General features: G+C 70.7%; 17 protein-coding genes. 10 read left to right on the forward strand and 7 right to left on the reverse strand.

Annotation, left to right across the window (positions count from 1 at the left end):
- Positions 1-25: 25 nt before the first annotated feature.
- The 6 genes from menE to D7X99_RS09285 all read right to left on the reverse strand — a co-directional run bounded on the left by menE (position 26) and on the right by D7X99_RS09285 (position 7,540).
- Entirely contained in the window at positions 26-1,489 is a 1,464-nt protein-coding gene (menE, locus tag D7X99_RS09260) for an o-succinylbenzoate--CoA ligase (protein WP_121777447.1), read from the reverse strand.
- A gap of 63 nt (positions 1,490-1,552) precedes the next feature.
- On the reverse strand, positions 1,553-2,707 hold the full coding sequence (menC, locus tag D7X99_RS09265) for an o-succinylbenzoate synthase (RefSeq protein WP_121777448.1): 1,155 nt from the start codon (positions 2,705-2,707) through the stop codon (positions 1,553-1,555).
- A gap of 9 nt (positions 2,708-2,716) precedes the next feature.
- Entirely contained in the window at positions 2,717-3,637 is a 921-nt protein-coding gene (locus D7X99_RS09270; protein ID WP_121777449.1) for a 1,4-dihydroxy-2-naphthoate polyprenyltransferase, read from the reverse strand.
- A complete protein-coding gene (gene menH, locus D7X99_RS09275; protein WP_121777450.1) occupies positions 3,634-4,485 on the reverse strand; it encodes a 2-succinyl-6-hydroxy-2,4-cyclohexadiene-1-carboxylate synthase in 852 nt (283 codons plus the stop codon). The genes D7X99_RS09270 and menH overlap by 4 nt, the downstream gene beginning before the upstream one ends.
- Positions 4,476-6,248: a 2-succinyl-5-enolpyruvyl-6-hydroxy-3-cyclohexene-1-carboxylic-acid synthase gene (gene menD, locus D7X99_RS09280; RefSeq protein WP_233613226.1), complete on the reverse strand. Its 1,773-nt coding sequence runs from the start codon at positions 6,246-6,248 to the stop codon at positions 4,476-4,478. The genes menH and menD overlap by 10 nt, the downstream gene beginning before the upstream one ends.
- Positions 6,245-7,540 carry an isochorismate synthase MenF gene (locus D7X99_RS09285; protein WP_121777451.1) on the reverse strand — a complete coding sequence of 432 codons (1,296 nt, stop codon included), beginning with the start codon at positions 7,538-7,540 and terminating at the stop codon, positions 6,245-6,247. The genes menD and D7X99_RS09285 overlap by 4 nt, the downstream gene beginning before the upstream one ends.
- A gap of 147 nt (positions 7,541-7,687) precedes the next feature.
- Here D7X99_RS09285 and aroF point away from each other — a divergent pair, with 147 nt between their 5' ends.
- The 8 genes from aroF (at position 7,688) to D7X99_RS09325 (ending at position 15,866) form a co-directional block, all read left to right on the forward strand.
- A complete protein-coding gene (aroF, locus tag D7X99_RS09290; RefSeq protein ID WP_121777452.1) occupies positions 7,688-8,584 on the forward strand; it encodes a 3-deoxy-7-phosphoheptulonate synthase in 897 nt (298 codons plus the stop codon).
- Positions 8,581-9,270: a bifunctional demethylmenaquinone methyltransferase/2-methoxy-6-polyprenyl-1,4-benzoquinol methylase UbiE gene (gene ubiE, locus D7X99_RS09295; protein WP_121777453.1), complete on the forward strand. Its 690-nt coding sequence runs from the start codon at positions 8,581-8,583 to the stop codon at positions 9,268-9,270. Before aroF ends, ubiE begins: the two co-directional genes overlap by 4 nt.
- Positions 9,271-9,373: 103 nt before the next feature.
- On the forward strand, positions 9,374-9,850 hold the full coding sequence (locus D7X99_RS09300) for a shikimate kinase (protein WP_233613229.1): 477 nt from the start codon (positions 9,374-9,376) through the stop codon (positions 9,848-9,850).
- Positions 9,847-11,097 (forward strand): shikimate dehydrogenase, encoded by a 1,251-nt coding sequence (locus D7X99_RS09305; RefSeq protein ID WP_121777455.1) that lies wholly within the window; start codon positions 9,847-9,849, stop codon positions 11,095-11,097. The genes D7X99_RS09300 and D7X99_RS09305 overlap by 4 nt, the downstream gene beginning before the upstream one ends.
- Positions 11,094-12,113, forward strand: a complete 1,020-nt coding sequence (aroC, locus tag D7X99_RS09310; RefSeq protein WP_121777456.1) for a chorismate synthase — start codon at positions 11,094-11,096, stop codon at positions 12,111-12,113. The genes D7X99_RS09305 and aroC overlap by 4 nt, the downstream gene beginning before the upstream one ends.
- On the forward strand, positions 12,110-13,180 hold the full coding sequence (locus D7X99_RS09315) for a 3-dehydroquinate synthase family protein (protein ID WP_121777457.1): 1,071 nt from the start codon (positions 12,110-12,112) through the stop codon (positions 13,178-13,180). The genes aroC and D7X99_RS09315 overlap by 4 nt, the downstream gene beginning before the upstream one ends.
- Positions 13,177-14,472, forward strand: a complete 1,296-nt coding sequence (locus D7X99_RS09320; RefSeq protein ID WP_121777497.1) for a 3-phosphoshikimate 1-carboxyvinyltransferase — start codon at positions 13,177-13,179, stop codon at positions 14,470-14,472. The genes D7X99_RS09315 and D7X99_RS09320 overlap by 4 nt, the downstream gene beginning before the upstream one ends.
- A gap of 86 nt (positions 14,473-14,558) precedes the next feature.
- Complete coding sequence (locus tag D7X99_RS09325) at positions 14,559-15,866, forward strand: citrate synthase (RefSeq protein WP_120576549.1); 1,308 nt, start codon at positions 14,559-14,561, stop codon at positions 15,864-15,866.
- 78 nt (positions 15,867-15,944) lie between these two features.
- Here the strand turns inward: D7X99_RS09325 and D7X99_RS09330 are convergent, their stop codons facing one another.
- Positions 15,945-17,765, reverse strand: coding sequence for a long-chain fatty acid--CoA ligase (locus D7X99_RS09330; RefSeq protein WP_169824602.1), 1,821 nt, complete (start codon positions 17,763-17,765; stop codon positions 15,945-15,947).
- Positions 17,766-17,860: 95 nt separating this feature from the next.
- Between D7X99_RS09330 and D7X99_RS09335 the strand changes: the two genes are divergently transcribed.
- On the forward strand, positions 17,861-18,223 hold the full coding sequence (locus tag D7X99_RS09335; RefSeq protein WP_158620561.1) for a hypothetical protein: 363 nt from the start codon (positions 17,861-17,863) through the stop codon (positions 18,221-18,223).
- 129 nt (positions 18,224-18,352) lie between these two features.
- On the forward strand, positions 18,353-19,147 hold the full coding sequence (locus D7X99_RS09340; RefSeq protein WP_169824601.1) for a bifunctional nuclease family protein: 795 nt from the start codon (positions 18,353-18,355) through the stop codon (positions 19,145-19,147).
- The last annotated feature ends 177 nt before the right edge of the window (positions 19,148-19,324 follow it).

The following is a 19,324-nucleotide window of genomic DNA, read 5'->3' on the forward strand; positions in this document are numbered from 1 at the left end:
CTCATCCATCCGGAATTCAGGGTTGCTAGGACCCAGGCTGATACGGGGGATGAGACCGAGCCTGTTTTCTCAGGACGGAGCGCTCCACCTTGCTCATGGCGTTCCGAGGCAATGTTTCAACTGCAACAAAGCGTGTAGGCACCTTGAAGCGCGCCAGGGACTGGCGACACCAGGCGTCCAGGTCCTCGGGGAGGGCGTGGCCGGGTCGAAGGACGACGAAGGCCACGGGGACCTCGCCCCAATGCGGCTCCGGCACGCCGACCACGGCGGACTCCAGGATGGCCGGGTGGTTGGCGAGGACGGCTTCGACTTCGGCCGGATAGAGGTTCTCCCCTCCTCGCACGATGAGGTCCGTGCGGCGCGACAGGAGGGTGAGGCGCCCCTTCGAGTCCAGCACACCCACGTCGCGGGTGCGCAGCCAGCCGTCATGGAAGGCGTCGCGCGTGGCATCGCGCTGGCGCCAGTAGCGGGCCATGAGCGTGGGGCCGCGGACCTCCACGTCCCCCTCCTGACCTTCACCGAGCGTCTCACCTTCCGTCCCGACGATGCGGACCTCCAGTCCCGGAAGGGGCGGACCCGCGGTGCGGCCGTCCGCTTCACCGGGGCGTTCGGTGGTGACCTGGGAGCAGGCCTCGGTGAGTCCGTAGGTCTGGAGGGCCAGGAGTCCCGCGGCGCGTGCCCTCGTGAGTAGGGCCGTGGGGACGGGGCCTCCGCCGATGAGGGCGCATCGGAAGGTCGCGGGCAGCGTGCGGTCCTGTCTCGCGTCCAGCACCCGCTCCAGCGTGGTGGCGACGAAGCTGGCGTGGGATGCGCCCTCCGTGTCGATGGCGCGGTTGACGGCGTCCGCGTCGAAGCGCTCGTGCAGGAGGAGGCAGCCGCCTTCGTAGGCGGTGCGCGTGAGCATGGCCAGGCCGCCGACGTGGAACAGGGGCAGCGTGCCCAGCCAGCGCGGCGCGGGGTGTGCGCCCAGGTTCGCGGCGGAGGAGCGGCATGAGGCACGGAAGGCACCTTCCGTGAGCACGGCGCCCTTGGGCCTTCCCGTCGTTCCGCTGGTGAAGAGGATGACCCGGGACGTGTCCGCGTCCCAGGTGCGGGCGGGCACGGCGTGGGTCGTCACGCCGTCAGGGAAGGACTCCAGGACCTCTGCATCCGGGAGCCGGTCCCGCAGGGCTCCGAGCACCAGCGTGAGCCGGGGCTCGACGTCCTCCATCAGGGGTTGCAGCTCCGCGGGCGTGAGCCTGGCATTGAGCGGGGCGAAGATCGCGCCCAGACGCCCCAGCGCCCAGAAGAGGAAGGTCACCGACGGGCGGCTCGTGGAAAGCAACGCCACGCGGTCCCCCTGGTCCAAGCCTCGCGCGGCCAGGGCTTGCGTCCAGCGCGTCACCTCTTCGTCCAGGGCGCGGAAGGTCCAGATCTGTCCGGCGAAGCGCAGCGCTTCCGCATCGGGATGCAGCTGCGCGCCTTCGCGGATGGGGCAGTCGTAGATCATGGCCTCGCACCTCCGAGGAGTTGAATCCGGCGGGCCTTCGCGGCGAAGGCCCGAGCGCATGGCTCAGTGTTCCCGGCTGAAGTCCGGGCTCAATCCCAGACCGGGCATGTCGCGCAGCCGCACGAGTCCCCCCCGGGGTTGATACGGATGATCCCGTGGCTCGTCCGCGAAGAGCCGCCCCACGGCAAGGCCGGATGCCATTTCTCCCGAGGGCAGCGCGGAGGCCAGATGCGCGGCACCGGCTCGGGCCACCACGCCGTCGATGGAGCTGGTGACGTACGCGTGCATGCCCAGGTGGGCCGCTCGCAGCGCCACCACCATGGAGGGCAGCAGCCCCCCGAGCACCATCGGCTTGATCACCACCGCGCCCACCGCCGGCCCACCGCCCAGGTCCATCGTGAGGAGCGTGCGCACCGCGGCGGGCGTGGCGAGCGTCTCGTCCGCGGCGATGATGCACGGGGCTCGGCGCTGCACGCGCCACAGCGCCTGCAGATCCTCCGGCGGCGTGGGCTGCTCCACCAGCTCCAGGTCGTACCAGCCCAGCCGATCCAGGGCGCGGTTGGCTTCGGGCTCCGTCCAGCCGCCGTTCGCGTCCAGACGCAGGCGCACGCGGGCCCCCACGGCTTCGCGCACGGCCCGGACCCGCGCTTCATCCGCGTCCAGCGAGCGGCCCGAGACCTTCACCTTCAGCGTCTGATAGCCCTCCTCCACCGCCTCTAGCGCTTCCTGGGCAAGGGCCTCCGGTTCCTCCGCGCTCAGCAGCGCGTTCACCAGGACCTCCTGCCGCGCCTCCTCCGCGAGCAGCCAGCACAGGGGGATGCCCTTGCGCTGGGCCACCAGATCCAGCAGCGCCAGCTCCAGGCCGTGCTGCGCGGCGGGGACGGGCTCCTCCGGGTCGATGCCTCGGATCCGCGCGCCGCGCTGGCGCACCTCCTCACTGGCGGTCGGGACGAGCGTGGCTTCGATGCCCTCGATGCTGTCCTCCAGCGTCTGCCCCTTGAGGGAGCTCAGCCACCCGCGCAGCATCCTGTGCGTGGTGGCCAGGGACTCCGTGCCGAACTCGGGCAGCGGCATGGCTTCACCCTGCCCTACGCGACCTTCCTCGTCGCGCAGCCGCACGATGAATCCGTCGCGTGTGGCGTAGGTGCCCCTCGCCGTATTCAGGGGGTGGGCGAGCGTGAGGTGCAGCGGGGTGAGCGTCGCTTCGGTGATGCGCATGACGCTCCTTCAGCGCAGGTACAGGCCGACCGCGAACAGCAACCCGAACAGCATCTGCAGCTTCGCCGTCCCGCCCAGCGCGGGGTTGAGCGCCGCGCCCTCCGCCTTCAGCATCAGCTTCAGCGGCGGCACCACCAGCGGCAGACTCAGGAGCGGCAAGAAGACCCAGGCGCTCGCGTAGCCCTTGGCGAACAGCACGAACGGCGTGACGTAGGAGGCCACCAGCAGCAGCACGTACTCCGCGCGGCCGAAGCCCTGGCCGAAGCGCACCACCATCGTGCGCTTGTTGGCCTTCACGTCCGTGCTCGCGTCGCGCTGGTTGTTCACCACGATGAGGCACGTGCCGATGGCGCCCACCGGCAGCGACGCCCACCAGGCCGCCGGGCTCACGAAGCCGGCCTGCACGTAGTACGTGCCCGTCACCGCGACGATGCCGAAGAAGATGAGCACGAACAGGTCGCCCAGGCCGAGGTAGGCCAGCGGAAACGGGCCTCCCGTGTACGCGTAGCCGCACAGCAGCGAAGCCACCCCGATGACCACGATGGGCCAGCCACCCACCGCCACCAGGTACAGGCCCACCAGCGTCGCCAGCGCGAAGCACCCGAGGCCGCCCAGCAGCACCGTGCCCGGCGCGATGAGCCCGCTCTGCGTCACGCGCTTGGGCCCCAGGCGCTCCTCGGTGTCCGCGCCCTTCTTGTAGTCATAGAAGTCGTTGATGAAGTTGGTGCCGATTTGAATCAGCACCGCGCCCACGAGCGCCGCGAGCGCGGGCAACAGGCGCCCCACGCCGTTGCCGTACGCGAGCGCCGTGGCCACCAGCACCGGCACCGCGCCCGCCGTCAGCGTCTTCGGACGCACGGCCATCAGCCACGTCTTCAGCGTGGGCCGGGGACGAGCCGCATCGGGAGGGGTGCTCACCAGGGTTGTCACGAGTGGGTCGCCTCTCGCGCCAGGATGGCGTGTTCGAACTGCGGCGCTTCGTACCAGGGCGTCTGGAGGAACGAGAGCACTTCGCGCACGTACTCCTCCGGCGCCTCCAGGTGCGGGGCGTGGGTGACCCCCGCGAAGGCGTGGCGCCACACCACCGGCAGCTCCGCCGCCATGCGCCTCGCCAGGGTCGTGAACTTCTCGTCCTGATCACCGGTGAGCAGCAGCGTGGGCAGCCGCTGGCGGTGCAGCGCGGGCCAGTAATCCGGCTGCACGCCCAGGCCCAGGGTCTCCAACGCTCCGGCCAGGCCCTGCGCCGTGCATGCCTTGCGACGCTCGCGCAGCGCGGCCTGCTCCGGATCCGGCAGGCGGCGCAGTCCGTCGAAGAGGGGCAGCGCTTCCCACCGCTCCACGAAGGCGTCCACGCCCTTCGCACGGATGAAGTCCACGAGCTTCGCGTCGGCCTCGCGCCGCTCCGAGCGCTCCTGGCGGCGGTGCAGCCCAGGCGAGCCGCTCTCCATGATCAGCCGGCCGAAGCAGTCCGGTGCGCGCACCGCGGCGCCCAGCGCCACCCGCGCCCCCTGCGAATAGCCGAGCAGATCCACCTGGCCCCCCAGCTCGCGCGCCAGTTGGACCACGGCGTCCACCGTCTCCAGGAAGCCGTCGCGGCCTGTCTTCTCCGGCAGCGGCGTGCGGCCGTGGCCGGGCAGGTCCACCGCCACCACTCGCACGGAGCGGCCCAGCAGCGGACGCAAGTGCTCGAACGTAGCGCCGCTGCCGGTGAAGCCGTGCAGCGCCAGGAGCGTATGGGGGCCTTCACCCCAGCTGTCGTAAGCGAGCGTCACGCCCATGATCCTTCTCCCAGTGCGGCGGCCATCCGCGCGAAGAGGTGTCGGTGCGCATCCACGTTGGTGGACCGGTCCACCAGGACCTCCACCAGGTGGAGTCCTCCCTCCAGCCCGGTGCGAACCGCCGCGCGCAGGGCCGTGGGTGTCGTGGGCCGCTCGAAGCGGGCGCCCGCGAGCGCCGCCGCGTGCGACAGATCCACGCCGTGTGGCGTGCCGAAGAGGGCCTCGAACTCGTCCGGCTTCGCCACCTGCGCCAGCGGCAGGAAGGAGAAGATGCCGCCGCCATCGTTGTTCACCACCACGACCGTCAGCGGCACGCGCGCCCGCGCCGCGGAGACGAGCCCGCCCACGTCGTGCAGCAGCGCCAGGTCGCCGGACAGGAGCACCGCCGGCCTTCCCGCCGCCGCGGCCATGCCCGCCGCGCTGGACACGATGCCGTCGATGCCATTGGCCCCGCGGTTCGCCAGCACGCGCAGCGGAACACCGCCACCGTGCGCGAACGCATCCACCGCGCGGATGGGCATGCTGCTGGACACGAAGAAGAGCGCGTTCGCCGGCAGCGCCGCCACCACCTCGCGCGCCAGCCGGGGCTCGGTCAGCACGTCCGGCTGTTCTCCGAGCGCCTGCTCCAGCGCGTTGCGCGCCACCCGCTCCGCGTTGACGAAGTCCTGCGCCCAACGGCCAGGGCCTCGCGACAGGCCTTCCGTCAGCGTGCGGCACGCGAGCACCGCGTTGCCTTCCACCACCCGCGTGGCACGGTGCGCCGGGTCGTACAGCGCGCCCTCGTCGCTGAAGGCGGTGATGTCCGCGCCGGAGGTGTCCAACCACTGCTGCGGCGACTTGGGCGTCAGGCCTCCGCCAAAGCGCAGCACCAGCTCTGGCGTGTGGCTGCGCGCGAACGGCTCATGGCGCAAGAGCGCGTCGTAGAGCGACACGGTCAGCGGGCCGCCTCCGTAGCGCGCCTGCGACGTGGCCTCCGCGAGCACCGGGTAGCCCGTCGCCTGGCTCAGCGCGGTGATGGCCTCCGCGAAGCCGTCGTCCTCGTCGCGAGGGCCGCACACGATGACGCCGCGCTCGGTGGCCGCGATGCGCGTGCGCACGTCCTCCAGCACCGCCGCATCCGGAGCCCGCGACGACTGCGCGATGCGGGTGAGGGGCGCATCCGACCGCCCTTCCCTCGCGAGCGCCGTCAGCTTCTCCGCGCCGAAGTCCTGCGGGATGGGCGCCAGCGGTTCACGGAACGGCACGTTGATCTGCACGGCGCCTCGGGGTGCGCGGCACGCGGTGCTCACCGCGCGGGCGGCCGTGGCACGCAGGTGCGCGATGGCGGGGCTGCTCGCCTCCGGCATGCCCACGTCCGCGAACAGCCTCGCGAAGTCGCCGTAGAAGCGCGCCTGGGGCACCGTCTGCGGCGCGCCCCAGCCCTGCAGCTCCAGCGGCCGGTCCGCCGTGAGGATGACCAGCGGCACCTGGGCCATGGCCGCCTCGATGACGGCCGGGAAGAAGTGCGCGCCCGCCGAGCCGCTCGTCGCGACCAGCACCACCGGCTGACGCGACTGCTTCGCCATGCCCAGCGCGAAGAAGCCCGCGCTCCGCTCGTCGATGACGGACCAGACGCGCAGGCCCGGCGTGTGCGCGCATGCGAGCGCCAGCGCCGATGAGCGCGAGCCCGGACACACCACCGCGTGCCGCACGCCGCCCCGCACCAGCTCCTCCAGGAGGGCCCGCGACCACAGCACGTTGAGGTTGGCGTCCAGGGACTTCACCGGCCCCCCAGCGCGCGCAACATCGCCAGACTCTTCATTTCCGTCTCCCGCCACTCGGACTCCGCGCTGGAGCCCGCGACGATGCCCGCGCCCACAAAGAGCCGGGCCTTCGCCCCGCGCACCAGCGCCGAGCGCAACGCCACCACCAGATGCGCACGCCCGGGGCCCACCCAGCCCACCGGTCCCGCGTACCAACCCCGGTCCAGCGACTCGTGCTCCACCAGGAACGACAGCGCGCGCTCGCGCGGCGTGCCGCCCACCGCGGGCGTGGGGTGCAGCGCCGTGACGACCGTCGCGGTGTCCACGCCGTCCGCCAGCTCCGCGCGGATGCCCGTGCGCAGGTGCACCACGTTCTTCAGCGCGAGCACCGACGGCTGCGCGTCCGCGGACACGCTCGCCGCAACCGGCTTCAGCGCCTGGAGGATGTAGCGCACCACCGCTTCATGCTCGCGCCGGTCCTTGTCGCTGGCGTCCAGCGCATCCGCGCCACCCGGCGCCGCGGACCCCGCGAGCGCTTCCGTCTCCAGCCTGCGCCCGTCCACCCGGCACAGCGTCTCCGGCGTCGCGCCCAGGAAGCCCGTGCCGTCCGGCGCGCGGAAGAGGAACGTCGCGCATCTCGGGTTCTGCTCGCGCAGCCGCGCCAGCACGTCCACCACGTCGAAGGGCTCAGGCCCCTCCGCCTCCAGCGCCCGCGCCAGCACCACCTTGTGCAACTGGCCCGCGCCAATGGCCTCCACCGCGCGGTCCACCAGCGCCTCGAAGTCCGGCCGCGACGAAGCCGTGCGCAGCGCGACCGGCGCGCCCACCGGATGGCGATAGGACTGGGGGAAGGACGCTCGCACGCGCTCCAGCCGCGAGCGCACCACGTCCTCCGCGCCTGGCCCCTCTGGAGCGAAGACCGCGACCGCCAGCGCGCTGCCCTCGCGCCACACCAGCACCTCCGGCAGCGTCCAGCGGGCCAGCCCGTGCGAGCGCCACTCGCCGTCCACCGGCTGCGTGGGACTGAACCGCATGCCGCCGAACCAGGGGCCCGGCATTTGAGTGGACACCGCGTCCAGCCACCGCACGCTGTCGCACCCGAGCGCGCCCAGCACCGGCGCCAACTCGCCAGGCGCATGCGCCTCGAGCACGCCCGCCTCGCCCCACCCCGCCACCGCCTCGCGCGCCACCGGACGCTCCCAGTACACGGAGGGAACGCCGAGGCTGCCCGCCCCAGCCAATGGATCCACTCCAGGCAAGGGCATCATCCCGGCGACCCATCGCGGGCCCTCAGCGGGACTGAGCGGCGTCATCAGCCATTCTCCTGAACCTCGGGGGATGCGGGTGACATCACCTTCGATTGTCTTCTAAGCGATCTCGGCTATACATGCACCAAGGAGTTCAAAACCGCTTGAACTCCATGGAATCCAAATTCCAGTAACTCCAGTGAGGGAGCCGCCGTGGGAGGCCAGCAACCAGACGACCCAGCCGGGCGGCGCGACCCGGGTGCACACCGCGTCCTTCGCGCAGCGCGTCCAGCCGGCACGCGCGTCCAGGTGGGGGCCGTGGAGGTGGGCGGGCCCGGCTTCGTCGTGATGGCGGGGCCGTGCGCGGTGGAGGGCTCGGAGCAACTGGAACTGGCGGCACGCGCGGTGGCGCAGGCGGGGGCGCACCTGCTGCGCGGAGGCGTGTTCAAGCCGCGCACCAGTCCATATGCGTTCCAGGGAATGGGGGAGCCGGGGCTGAAGCTATTGGTGGACGCCGGACGGCGCCACGGACTGCCCACCATCAGTGAGGTGATGGAGACCGAGCAACTGCCCCTCATGGCGCAGCACGCGGACATCCTCCAGGTGGGCGCGCGGAACATGCAGAACTTCGGGCTGCTGCGCGCGCTGGGGAAGCTGCGCAAGCCGGTGCTGCTCAAGCGCGGGCTGTCCGCCACGGTGCAGGAGTGGCTCAACGCCGCCGAGTACATCCTCGCGGGCGGCAACGAACAGGTGATGCTCTGCGAGCGCGGCATCCGTACCTTCGAGACCGCGATGCGCAACACGCTGGACCTGGCCGCGGTGGCGTGGGCGAAGGAGCGCACGCACCTGCCGGTCATCGTGGATCCTTCGCATGCGACGGGCATCCCGTCGCTTATCACTCCCATGTCGCTGGCTGCCGCGGCCTGCGGGGCGGATGGATTGTTGATTGAAGTCCACCCCCGGCCGGAGCAGGCATTGTGCGACGGGCAGCAGGCGATGTCGCCCGGGGATTTCGCTACGTTGATGCAACGGCTGCCGGGCGTGCTCGCCGCGGTGGACCGTCACCTTTGGACGCCGGCGGGGCCGGCACAGATCGCGGGGGCGCGATGAGCACCGAAGTCCGTCAGATGTTCTCCTCCATCGCCACGCGCTACGACGTGACGAACGAAGTCCTCTCCTTCGGCATCCACCGGCTGTGGCGGCGCACCGCGGTGAAGCTCAGCGGCGCGAAGGAAGGCAGCCAGGTGCTCGACTGCGCCACCGGCACGGGCGACCTGGCGCTTTCGTTCAAGCGCAAGGTGGGCTCCACGGGCCGCGTGGTGGGCACGGACTTCTGCCCGGAGATGCTGGAGAGCGCGCCGGCCAAGGCGGCCAAGGCGGGGCTGGAGGTGGAGTTCCAGGTGCAGGACGCCATGGCGCTCACCCTCCCGGACAACAGCTTCGACGTGGCGTCCATCTCCTTCGGCATCCGCAACGTGGATGATCCGGTGAAGTGCCTCCAGGAGATGGCGCGCGTGGTGCGCCCCGGAGGCCGCGTGGTGGTGCTGGAGTTCGGCCAGCCCACGGGCCCGTACGGCGCGCTGTTCCGCTTCTACAGCAAGACGGTGATGCCGGCGATTGGCGGCCTGCTCACGGGCAACCGCGCGGCGTACCAGTACCTGCCCCGCACCGCCGCGGCCTTCCCCGCTGGCGACCGCTTCCTCTCCCTGATGGACCAGGCCGGCGCCTACTCCGAGCGCGCCGCCCACCCCCTGCTGTTTGGAACCGCCTACGTCTATGTCGGAACCGTCCGTTGAGGCCCGGCGCCTCCTTGTCTCGCAAGTCGTCGCGTCGGTAGATCCCAGACTCCAGCAGGTGCTCCAGGGGGCCCTTACGTCCCCGGGGCCCTGCCCTCGCCCCGTGGGCGCGCAGACCGTCGTCATCGCGGGACACCGCGCGGCCGGCAAGACGCGCCTGTTGCCGCTCGTCTCGAAGCTGCTCGGGCGTTCTGGCCTGGACCTGGACGCGGAGCTGGAGCGCCGGCATGGGCGCCCGCTCCGCTCCTGGGTCGCGGAGTCCCCCACCACCTTCCGCGCCGCCGAGCGCGAGACGCTGGGCCTGTTGCCCTCGGGCAGCGTGGTGGCGGTGGGCGGTGGCTTCCTGTCGCACCATCCGGAAGCGCTCGCGGGGCACTTCACGCTCGTCGTCCCCGTCACCTTCGACACGTACCGCGAGCGGCTGATGGCGGACACCACGCGCCCGCGGCTGCGCACGGATGTGTCGCTGGAGGAAGAGCTCCACTCGCTGTTCCACGAACGCGAGGCGATGCACGCCCGCGTCACCACCATCTCCCTGGCGGACTTCCTCCGGGGCTGTCTTGCCCAGGAGCCCGCGTGATGGCCACCCGGCGCATCATCACCCTGCCCCCCACCCTCACCGGCGCTGACGCCGTGGCCTTCGCGCGGGACGGACTCAAGCGTGGCGCGGACATCATCGAAGTGCGGACCGACCTGCACGCGCCCGGTGACATCGACCCGGAGGCACTCGCCCGCGTGATGCCGCTGCTCGTCTCCGAGCGGGGCAAGCCGCTGCCCTCGCCGTGGGTCCAGGCCGCGTGGCGCGTGGACCGCGACGTGGAGCGCGCGCAGGACATGGACGCGCCGCCGGGGAAGCTGCTCGCGTCGCACCACGCGGAAGGGCCGCTGACGACGGCGGAGGCGCTCAAGCGCTGGTCCCGCCCCATTCCGCCGGACGCGATGGTGAAGCACGTGGAGCCCATGGATGGGCCCGCGCACCTGGACGTGCTGCTGGAGACGCAGGCCGCGCTGTCCCAGCGCTTCGGCGCCGAGCGCGTCACCGTGCTGGGCATGGGGCCCGTCGCCATCCCGGCGCGCGCGGTGCTCTCGCGAAGGAACGGCCTGGAGTACGTGGCCATGGGCGGCCCGTGGACGGCGGCCCCGGGACAGCGCCTCTTGGACGATGTGGTGCGCGAGCACCGCAAGGCGAAGGATCCGCACACGCCGCGCTTGGGCATCCTGGGCACGGCCATTCCGCACTCGCGCTCGCCGCGCATCCACCGTCAGCCGTTCGACCGCATCGACCTGGCCGAGGACGCGCCGGTGGAGGCAGTGGTGGACGCGCTGCTGCCGCACTACGCGGGCTTCGCCGTGACGAGCCCGTTCAAGATGCGGCTCGCGAAGCACACGGGCTCGAAGCTGGACGCCATCAACACGCTGGTGCGCCGGGGCTCGCGGTGGGAGTCCTTCAACACCGACACGGAAGGAGCTCGCGCCGTGCTGGAACGCCTGGGCACGAAGGACGTGGCGGTGCTGGGCGACGGCGGTTCCACGCAGGCCCTGCGGCTGGTGGCCGCTGAACACGGGCTCGCCCTGCGGGTCGTCAAGCGCGCGGAGATTCACGCACCGCTGTCCGGGGATTGGGTCTGGACGTGGCCGGACCGCGTGGCTGCCCCCGAAAACCTGAGATTCCAGGGGGCACGCGTGGCGGTGATCGCATACGGTGCGCCCGGCCGGCGCGTCGCCGCGGAGATCGTTCGCCGCGGGGGCACCCCTCTCCTGCTAGGTGCGGCGTGGTTCGTCGCCCAGGCCCGGCGGCAGCGACAACTCTGGGAAACGGCGACATGAATACCTTTGGCACCCTCTTCAGGCTGACCACCTTCGGCGAAAGCCATGGCCCCGCCCTGGGCTCCGTCATCGACGGCTGCCCCGCGGGCGTTCCGCTCACGCGCGACCTGATCCAGGCGGCGTTGGACCGCCGGCGTCCCGGGCAGTCCGCCCTGGTGACCCCGCGCAACGAGCCCGACACCGTCGAGATCCTCTCCGGCGTCTTCGAGGACAAGACGCTGGGCACGCCCATCGCGGCCATCGTGCGCAACGCGAACCAGCGCTCGCAGGACTACAACCAGCTGGCCTCCGTGGACCGGCCGGGCCACGCGGACGCCGTGTGGCGGGAGCGCTACAAGCACCGCGACCACCGTGGCGGTGGCCGCACCAGCGGGCGCGAGACGCTCTGCCGCGTCATCGGCGGCGCCATCGCGGAGGCGTACCTCGCGCGCGACCTGCCTTCGCTGAGCACCGTCGCCTACGTCTCCCAGGTAGGCGAGCTGGTCGCCCCCGTGCCGTCGCCGGGCCTCACGCGCGCCATGGTGGACGCGCACCCCACCCGCTGCCCGGACCCCGCCGTGCGCGAGGAGATGGCCCGTCAGATTCTCGCCGCGAAGGAGGCTGGAGACAGCCTGGGCGGCTCCATCGACGTGCGCGTGGAGGGACTGCCCGTGGGCCTGGGCGAGCCCATCTTCGGCAAGCTGAAGGCGCTCATCGCGCAGGCACTGGGCAGCATCGGCGCCGTCACGGGCGTCGTCTGGGGCCCGCCGGATCTGCTCCAGCGCATCGGCCAGCCCGGCACGAAGTTCCACTCCGTGAAGGACGCTTACGGCGGCATCCAGGGTGGGCTCGCCAACGGTGAGCCCATGCAGGTGCGCGCCTATTTCAAGCCCCCCGCGACGCTGGCGGATCACGCCAAGGGCGGCCGTCACGACCCGTGCATCATGCCCCGCGCCGTCCCGGTGCTGGAGGCCATGGTGTCGCTCGTCATCGCCGACCTCGTCCAGCAACTCAACGCCCGCCCCCACTCCGCATGAGCTCGCTTCCCCCCGGTTCCTACCGCCCCCCGAACGACCGTTGGGGTTCCTTCACGAAGCTCGCCGCGAAGCTGCCCGAGGGCAGTGTCGCCGTGGTGGACCGCACCGTCGCGCGCTTCCACCCCACGCTCATCCCCGCGCTGGAGGCCCGCAAGCCGCGCGCCATCATCCAGCTGCTCGGCGGTGAGCGCGCCAAGAGCCTCATCTCGCTCCAGAAGGTGCTCGCGGGCGGCATCACACTGCCGCGATCCGGCACGCTCGTCGCCGTGGGCGGTGGCACCGTGGGCGACGTGGCCACGGTGGCCGCGCACCTGCTCAAGCGCGGCGTGCGGCTGTTGCAGGTGCCCACCACGCTGCTCGCGGCGGTGGACAGCAGCCTGGGCGGCAAGGGCGCGGTGGACCTCGTCGTGCGCGGCCGCGTGGTGAAGAACCCCGCGGGCGTCTTCCACTACGCGGATGAGACGTGGCTGTGCCCGGAGCTGTACGCCACGTTGTCCGACGCACAGGTGCGCGAGGGCTCCATGGAGGCGTGGAAGATGGTCGCGTCGCTGGATGCGTCCCTCTTCAAGCGCTACGTGCGCACGCCGCCGAAGCTGGAGAAGCTGGTGAAGGACGCGCGCGGCCTGAAGGAAGGCATCTGCGCGAAGGACCCGTACGAGCACCAGGGCCTGCGCCGCGTGCTCAACTTCGGCCACACCTTCGGCCACGTGCTGGAGAGCCTGTCCCGCTTCAAGCTGTCGCACGGCGACGCGGTGGGCCTGGGCATCCTCTGGGCCCTGGACGTGGGCCGGCACCTGGGCATCACCCCGGAGCCGGTGGCGCACGAGGTGGAGCGCGCGCTGGCCCGGGGCCCGGGCGTGCTCGGCCGCGACCGCGCCGCGGAGATCGCCCGGCGCGCGTCGCTGAAGGACGTGGTCGCGCTCCTGGACGCGGACAAGAAGGCCGGTGCCAACGGCGAGCTGCGCATGGTGCTGCTCACCGCAGTGGGCACCGCCGAAGTCGTGGATGTGATGCCGAAGACGTGGCGGACCCTGTGGCCCGCCTGGACCCGTGGAGCCCGCCCTTGAGCCACGCCTCGCCGAGCCGCCTCACCGTCGACCCGAGCGCCTTGAGCGCCTCACCGCTCACCCCGCCCGTGTCGAAGTCGGACGCCCAGCGAGCCCTGGTGTTGGGACACCTCACGGGCGCCTGGCCGCTGCCGTCGGTGCAGGCGGAATCGGACGAGGACCTTCCCGCCGACGTGCGCGTGCTGCGCCGGGGCGTGGAGGCCCTGCGCCTTCCCGCGGGCCCCGTGCGCGACGTGGACTGCGCGGACGGCGGCGCCCCCTTCCGCATCCTCATCACGCAGGCCGCGGTGACTCCTGGCGTGCGCGTGCGCTTCACCGGCACGCCCCGCCTGGGTGAGCGCCCGCACGGCCCGCTCTTCACGTCGCTGAAGCAGGCCCTGGGCCCCGCGGGCCTGACGCTCACCGAAGGCACCCCGTGGCCGGTGGAGCTGCACGCGCCCCAGGACACCACGAAGGTCGCGCCGGTGTTCCGCGTGCCGGGCGCGCAGAGCAGCCAGTATGCATCCAGCCTGCTGCTGGGCTGCGCCGAGCGCTTCCTCCGGGAGAAGCGCGCGTGGAGCGTGGAGATTGAAGGCACGCTCACCAGCGCCGGCTACATGGACCTCACGGTGGCGTGGCTGCGCCGCTTCGGCTTCACCGTGGAACAGTCCGAAGGTCACTATTCCGTCACGGGTTATCAGGCGCCCGAATCCGTCCCATCACTGCCGGGCGACTGGTCTTCACTGGGTTACCTGGTGCTCATCGCCTGGCGCACGGGCGGCACGGTGGAGCGCGCGGAGCCCCAGAGCGCCCACCCGGACCAGGCGATCCTCCGGCTGGCCGCTGAAGTGGGTCTGAAGATGCTCCCGTCGGGCGCGCCCAACACCTGGCGCTTCGAGGGTGACGCCACGGGCGAGCTGCACGCGACGGGCAAGGAGTGCCCGGACCTGCTGCCCACGCTGGCGGCGCTCGCGTGCGTGCTGCCCCGGCCCACCACGCTCAGCGACGTGGGCATCCTGCGGGTCAAGGAGAGCGACCGGCTGGAGGGCATCCGCACGTTGGTGGCGGCCTACGGCGGCACCACGGAGCTGTCGGCTGGAGCCGACAGTGAGACGCTCCGCATCCTCCCTCCGAAGGTGAAGCCCGCGCGCTTCGCCATGGACAGCCGGGGTGACCACCGCCTGGCGATGTCAGCGGCCACCCTGTGTGTGCTGTCCGGGGTGCCTCTGGATCTGACGGGGCCGGAGTGCGTGGAGAAGAGCTTCCCGGGATTCTGGCGGCAGCTCGCGCGGGCCGGCGTCCGCTATTCCTGAGCGGGATCGCGGACCGGAAACTTCGCCTCCAAGACTTATCGATCTTTTTTGTTGAAAGCGTCTGCCGCCCTGTGAAATCTCCGCCCATGCCCAAGGACACGCTGACCGTCACCGACAATCGGACCGGGAAGACGTACGAGATCCCGATCGAGAACGGCTGTATCCGCACCCCCGACCTGCGCCAGATCAAGACCGGCAGCGATGACTTCGGTCTGATGGGTTACGACCCTGCGTTCCTGAACACGGCGAATTGTAAGAGCGCCATCACGTTCATCGACGGCGACAAGGGCATCCTCGAGTACCGCGGGTACCCCATCGAGCAGCTCGCGGAGAAGTCCTCCTTCCTGGAGGTCGCCTACCTGCTGCTGAAGGGCGAGCTGCCCACGCAGAAGGAGCTGGAGAACTTCACGTTCAACGTGACCCACCACACGCTGGTGCACGAGAACATCAAGTCCTTCATCGACGGGTTCCGCTACGACGCGCACCCCATGGCCATGCTGGGCTCCACGGTGGCGGCGCTGTCCGCGTTCTACCCGGACGCGAAGAACATCAAGGACGCGCGCAGCCGTGAGATCCAGATCACGCGCCTCATCGCGAAGATGCCCACCCTGGCCGCGTTCTCGTACCGCCACGCCATGGGCCTGCCGTTCGTCTACCCGGACAACGACCTGTCCTACGTCGCCAACTTCCTGGCGATGATCAAGCGCATCGGCACGAGCGCCTTCAAGGTGCACCCCACGCTGGAGAAGGCGCTGGACGTGCTCTTCATCCTGCACGCGGACCACGAGCAGAACTGCTCGACCACGTCCGTGCGCACGGTGGGCTCCTCGCAGGTGGACCCCTACTCCGCGGTCGCCGCGGGCGTGGGCGCGCTCTACGGCCCGCTGCACGGCGGCGCCAACGAGGCGGTGCTCCGCATGCTCCGCGAGATTGGCAGCAAGTCCAACATCCCGGAGTTCATCAAGCAGGTGAAGGGCGGCGAGGGCGAGAAGAAGCTGATGGGCTTCGGCCACCGCGTCTACAAGTCCTACGACCCGCGCGCGAAGGTCATCAAGCGCGTGGCGGACGAGGTCTTCGACGTGACGGGCAAGAACCCGCTGCTCGAGATCGCACTCGAACTGGAGCGCATCGCGCTCGAGGACGAGTACTTCGTGAAGCGCAAGCTGTACCCGAACGTCGACTTCTACTCGGGCCTCATCTACGAGGCGATGGGCTTCCAGGCGGAGATGTTCCCCGTCCTGTTCGCCATTCCCCGCACGGTGGGCTGGTGCGCGCAGTGGGAGGAGATGGTGACGGACAACGAGCAGAAGATCGCCCGTCCCCGTCAGGTCTTCACCGGCGCCGCGCGCCGCGACTACGTGGCCCAGGACAAGCGCACCCCCGGCGGCAAGTAGTCACCGCGGGCGGTAGCAGCCACTGAAGCACGAAGGGGCGCGGGACTCACATCGAGTCCCCCGCCCCTTTCGCTTTGCCTAGCCGTGGGCGACGCCAGGCGCGCCTGGCTCGTTGTAGAGCGCTTCGATGGCGTCCGCGTACTTCTGCTCCACCACCTTGCGGCGCATCTTCATGCTGGGCGTGAGCTCGCCGCCGTCGATGGAGAACTCCCCCGGCAGCACGCGGAAGCGCTTGATGGTCTCGAAGCGCGACAGCTTCGGGTTCACGTCCCGCTCGAAGGCCTCGTACAGGTGCTGCTGGAGCCGCGGGTCCTTCATCAGCGTGGCCACGTCCTCCGGCCAGCCCTTCTCCCGCGCCAGCTTCCGCACCCGGTCCGGCTCCAGCGTCACCAGCGCCACCAGGTAGTTGCGCCGGTCCCCCACCACCAGCGCGTGCCCCACGGGGGACACGCCCTTGAGCAGCTCTTCGATATTGGCGGGCGACGTCTTCTTGCCGCCGGAGGTGACGATGATCTCCTTCTTGCGCCCGGTGATGCGCAGGAAGCCCTCGGAATCCAGCTGCCCCACGTCGCCCGTGTGCAGCCACCCGTCCGCCAGCAGCTCCTGCGTGGCCTCCGGGTTGCGGTGGTAGCCCAGGCACACGTTGCCGCCCTGGACGAGGATCTCCCCGTCCTGCGCGATGCGCACCTCCACGCCCAGCATGGGGCGGCCTACCGTGCCCATCCGGGCGCACTCGGCGGTGCTCACCGTGGCGGGGCCGGACACCTCCGTCATGCCCCAGACCTCCAGCAGGACGACGTCGATGGAGGCGAAGAAGTCCAGCACGTCCCGGCCAATGGGCGCCGCGGAGGTGGAGAACAGCTTCGCCTTCTCCAGGCCGATGCGCGTCTTCAACGGCTCGAACACCAGCCGCCGGGCCAGCGCGAACTTGGCCTCCATGAACGACGGGACGCGCTCCTGGCTCAGGACGCGCGTGTTGCGCTCCAGCGCCGTGGCGCGGGCCCACTCCACCAGCCGACGCTTCAGGGGCGGCTGCGCGGCCAGGCCCTCCTCCGCCTTCGTCTTGAACTTCTCCCAGACGCGCGGCACCGCGAAGAAGACGGTGGGGCGCACCTCCGTGAGGTTCTTGCCCAGGGCGTCCAGCGAGTCCGCGAAGTACACCTGCGTGCCCATGAGCAGCGGGCTGTGCAGGGAGACGATCTGCTCCGCGATGTGGGACAGCGGCAGGTACGACACCAGCCGCTCGTCCTCCATGTCCTGGAAGCCCATGGTGTCGCCCAGCTGCTTCGACGTCCAGGCGAGGTTGCGGTGGCTGAGCGCCACGCCCTTGGGCTGGCCGGTGGTACCGGACGTGTAGATGAGCGTGGCCAACGCGTCCGGATGGAGCGCGTGGACGCCGTCCCAGTAGGGGGCTTCATCCGCCTTCGCGCCAGAGGCCAGCACGTCCGCGTAGCGCAGCACGCCTTCGGGCAGCGGCATGGGCGCGTCCACCACGATGAGGTGCTGGAGCGCGGGCAGCCGCTTCTGGACCTCCAGGGCGGTGGCCAGGTGCTTCGCGTTCTCCACCAGGAGGAAGCGCGCCTCGCAGTGGCCCAGGATGTAGACGAGCTGGTCCACACTGCTGGTGGTGTAGAGCCCCACCGGGATGCCGCCCAGGGACATGGCCCCCAGGTCCGCGACGTGCCACGCCTCGCGGTTGAAGCTCAGGATGCCCAGCGGGTCGCCTTCCTGGAACCCCAGCGCGTGCAGCCCCAGGGCGAAGCGCTTGACGCGCTGGGCATAGTCGAACCACGAGGTGGGGACATAGGCGCCTCCATGGCGGGACCAGAGCGCCGGGCGGTGTTCCAGCCGCGCGGCCTGGTCATGGAGCGCATGCAGCATTGTCTTGGGCAGGTCCATCTGGCGAAACGTAGTGGAAGCTCCCCGCCCGTTCCACGTCCCCGCGTCTCAGGCGTTGACAGCATGTTCACCAGCTTTGTATGCCGCGCCCGACCATGAGCATCGACTTCACCTGTCAGAAGTGCGAGGCCAGCTTCGAGTTGGAAGCCCAGGACCTCATCGAGGGGACGGAGAAGATTGTCTGCCCCCACTGCGACGCGAAGGCGCCCGCCAACCTCTCCGAGGACTTCGTCGCCGCGCTCACGGAGATGCGCGCGCAGATCGCCACCCTGAGCAAGAAGTTCGCGGTGACGATGACGCTCGAAGCCGAGGAGCTCGAGGACGAACTCGACGACGAGGACGAAGACGAGGAAGAGTCCGACGACGACGAGGATGACGACGAGGACGAGGACGAGGACGACGAAGAGTCCGAGGACGACGAGGACTACGACGACGAGCCCGAGGACGGCGACCGCTAGTCGCCTGGCGCCCCTTGTTCCCGGCTGCCCGCCCGCCCTCCAACCGGGTGGGCCAGGGCCCGGGGGCTGCTCGCGACGGCGGAGGGGCGGTGCCCTCCCGGTGAAGGGGGAGGTGCGTAGCTTAGGGATGTGAAAACGTCCAACCGCGCCAACTTCTTCGTCGCTCCGTTCACGGCTGTGGTGCTGGCGCTGGGGGGAGCGTTGTTCCTCCCCGCGTTCGGGATCCCCGGCGCCAACGCCGCCGCAGACTCAGCGGCGGCAAGCAAAGAGAGGCCCTGCATCACCGAGAAGGGCAGTGACCCCAAGGCCTGCTCGGAGCTGGTGGAGCTGGAAGTGAAGGACGTAGTGCCCTTGATGGAGGCGCAGACGCACGCCGTCGTGCTGACCACCAAGGACGGGGAGACGGTGCTGCCCCTCTTCGTGGACGAGGGCGCGGCGGTCTCCATCGCCTTCCGCCTCGCGGAGCGTCCGCCCCCGCAGCCGCTGTCGCAGGACCTGCTGGACGACGTGGTGAACAAGCTGGGCGGCAAGGTGACCGAGGTCCGCATCGACGACCTGCGCGACAACGTCTACTCCGGCCGCGTCTTCCTGCAGCAGGGCAAGAAGGAGCTGGCGCTGGACGCCCGGCCTTCGGACTCCATCGCCATGGCCATGCACAGCCAGGCCCGCATCCGCGTGACACGCAAGGTGCTGACCATGGCGGGCATCACCCGCTCGGAGATTGAGGCCCTTCAGAAGCAGCAGGACCTGGGCGTGGGCGGCAGCGGCGGCCTGGGTGAAGAGGACATGGGTCCCCTGCCCCCGCCGCCTCCCATGGGCCCCAGCGCCGGCCACCCGAAGCCTCACTCGGAGGACATCGGCATGGACCACGCCACGAAGCCGCTGATGGAGCCCATGGGCAAGGGCCAGGAGATCGACCTCTAGGCGTCCGCGAACAGGCCCGACCTGGAACGAAAAAAGCCCGGCCCCCCCTCCCAGGGTAGCCGGGCTTTCTTCGTCTCAAGCGTCTGAGAGCCACGAATGGCGTGCGCCGGCCTGCGGTAACTTTCCGTCCAGCGCGTGAAGCGAAGAGTTAGTCCTTCGGGCGCAAGCCTGTCAAGA

It is taken from the genome of Corallococcus sp. AB032C (assembly GCF_003668935.1).
GTDB lineage: Bacteria > Myxococcota > Myxococcia > Myxococcales > Myxococcaceae > Corallococcus > Corallococcus exiguus.

Excerpts from the sequence above, each read along its gene's own strand:
- D7X99_RS09325 (WP_120576549.1), top strand. The coding sequence starts at position 14,559 with ATGCCCAAGGACACGCTGACCGTCACCGACAATCGGACCGGGAAGACG.
- menH (WP_121777450.1), bottom strand. The coding sequence starts at position 4,485 with ATGGGCGTGACGCTCGCTTACGACAGCTGGGGTGAAGGCCCCCATACG.
- menC (WP_121777448.1), bottom strand. The coding sequence starts at position 2,707 with ATGCGCATCACCGAAGCGACGCTCACCCCGCTGCACCTCACGCTCGCC.
- aroC (WP_121777456.1), top strand. The coding sequence starts at position 11,094 with ATGAATACCTTTGGCACCCTCTTCAGGCTGACCACCTTCGGCGAAAGC.
- D7X99_RS09330 (WP_169824602.1), bottom strand. The coding sequence starts at position 17,765 with ATGGACCTGCCCAAGACAATGCTGCATGCGCTCCATGACCAGGCCGCG.
- D7X99_RS09285 (WP_121777451.1), bottom strand. The coding sequence starts at position 7,540 with ATGACGCCGCTCAGTCCCGCTGAGGGCCCGCGATGGGTCGCCGGGATG.
- ubiE (WP_121777453.1), top strand. The coding sequence starts at position 8,581 with ATGAGCACCGAAGTCCGTCAGATGTTCTCCTCCATCGCCACGCGCTAC.
- D7X99_RS09315 (WP_121777457.1), top strand. The coding sequence starts at position 12,110 with ATGAGCTCGCTTCCCCCCGGTTCCTACCGCCCCCCGAACGACCGTTGG.
- menE (WP_121777447.1), bottom strand. The coding sequence starts at position 1,489 with ATGATCTACGACTGCCCCATCCGCGAAGGCGCGCAGCTGCATCCCGAT.
- D7X99_RS09335 (WP_158620561.1), top strand. The coding sequence starts at position 17,861 with ATGAGCATCGACTTCACCTGTCAGAAGTGCGAGGCCAGCTTCGAGTTG.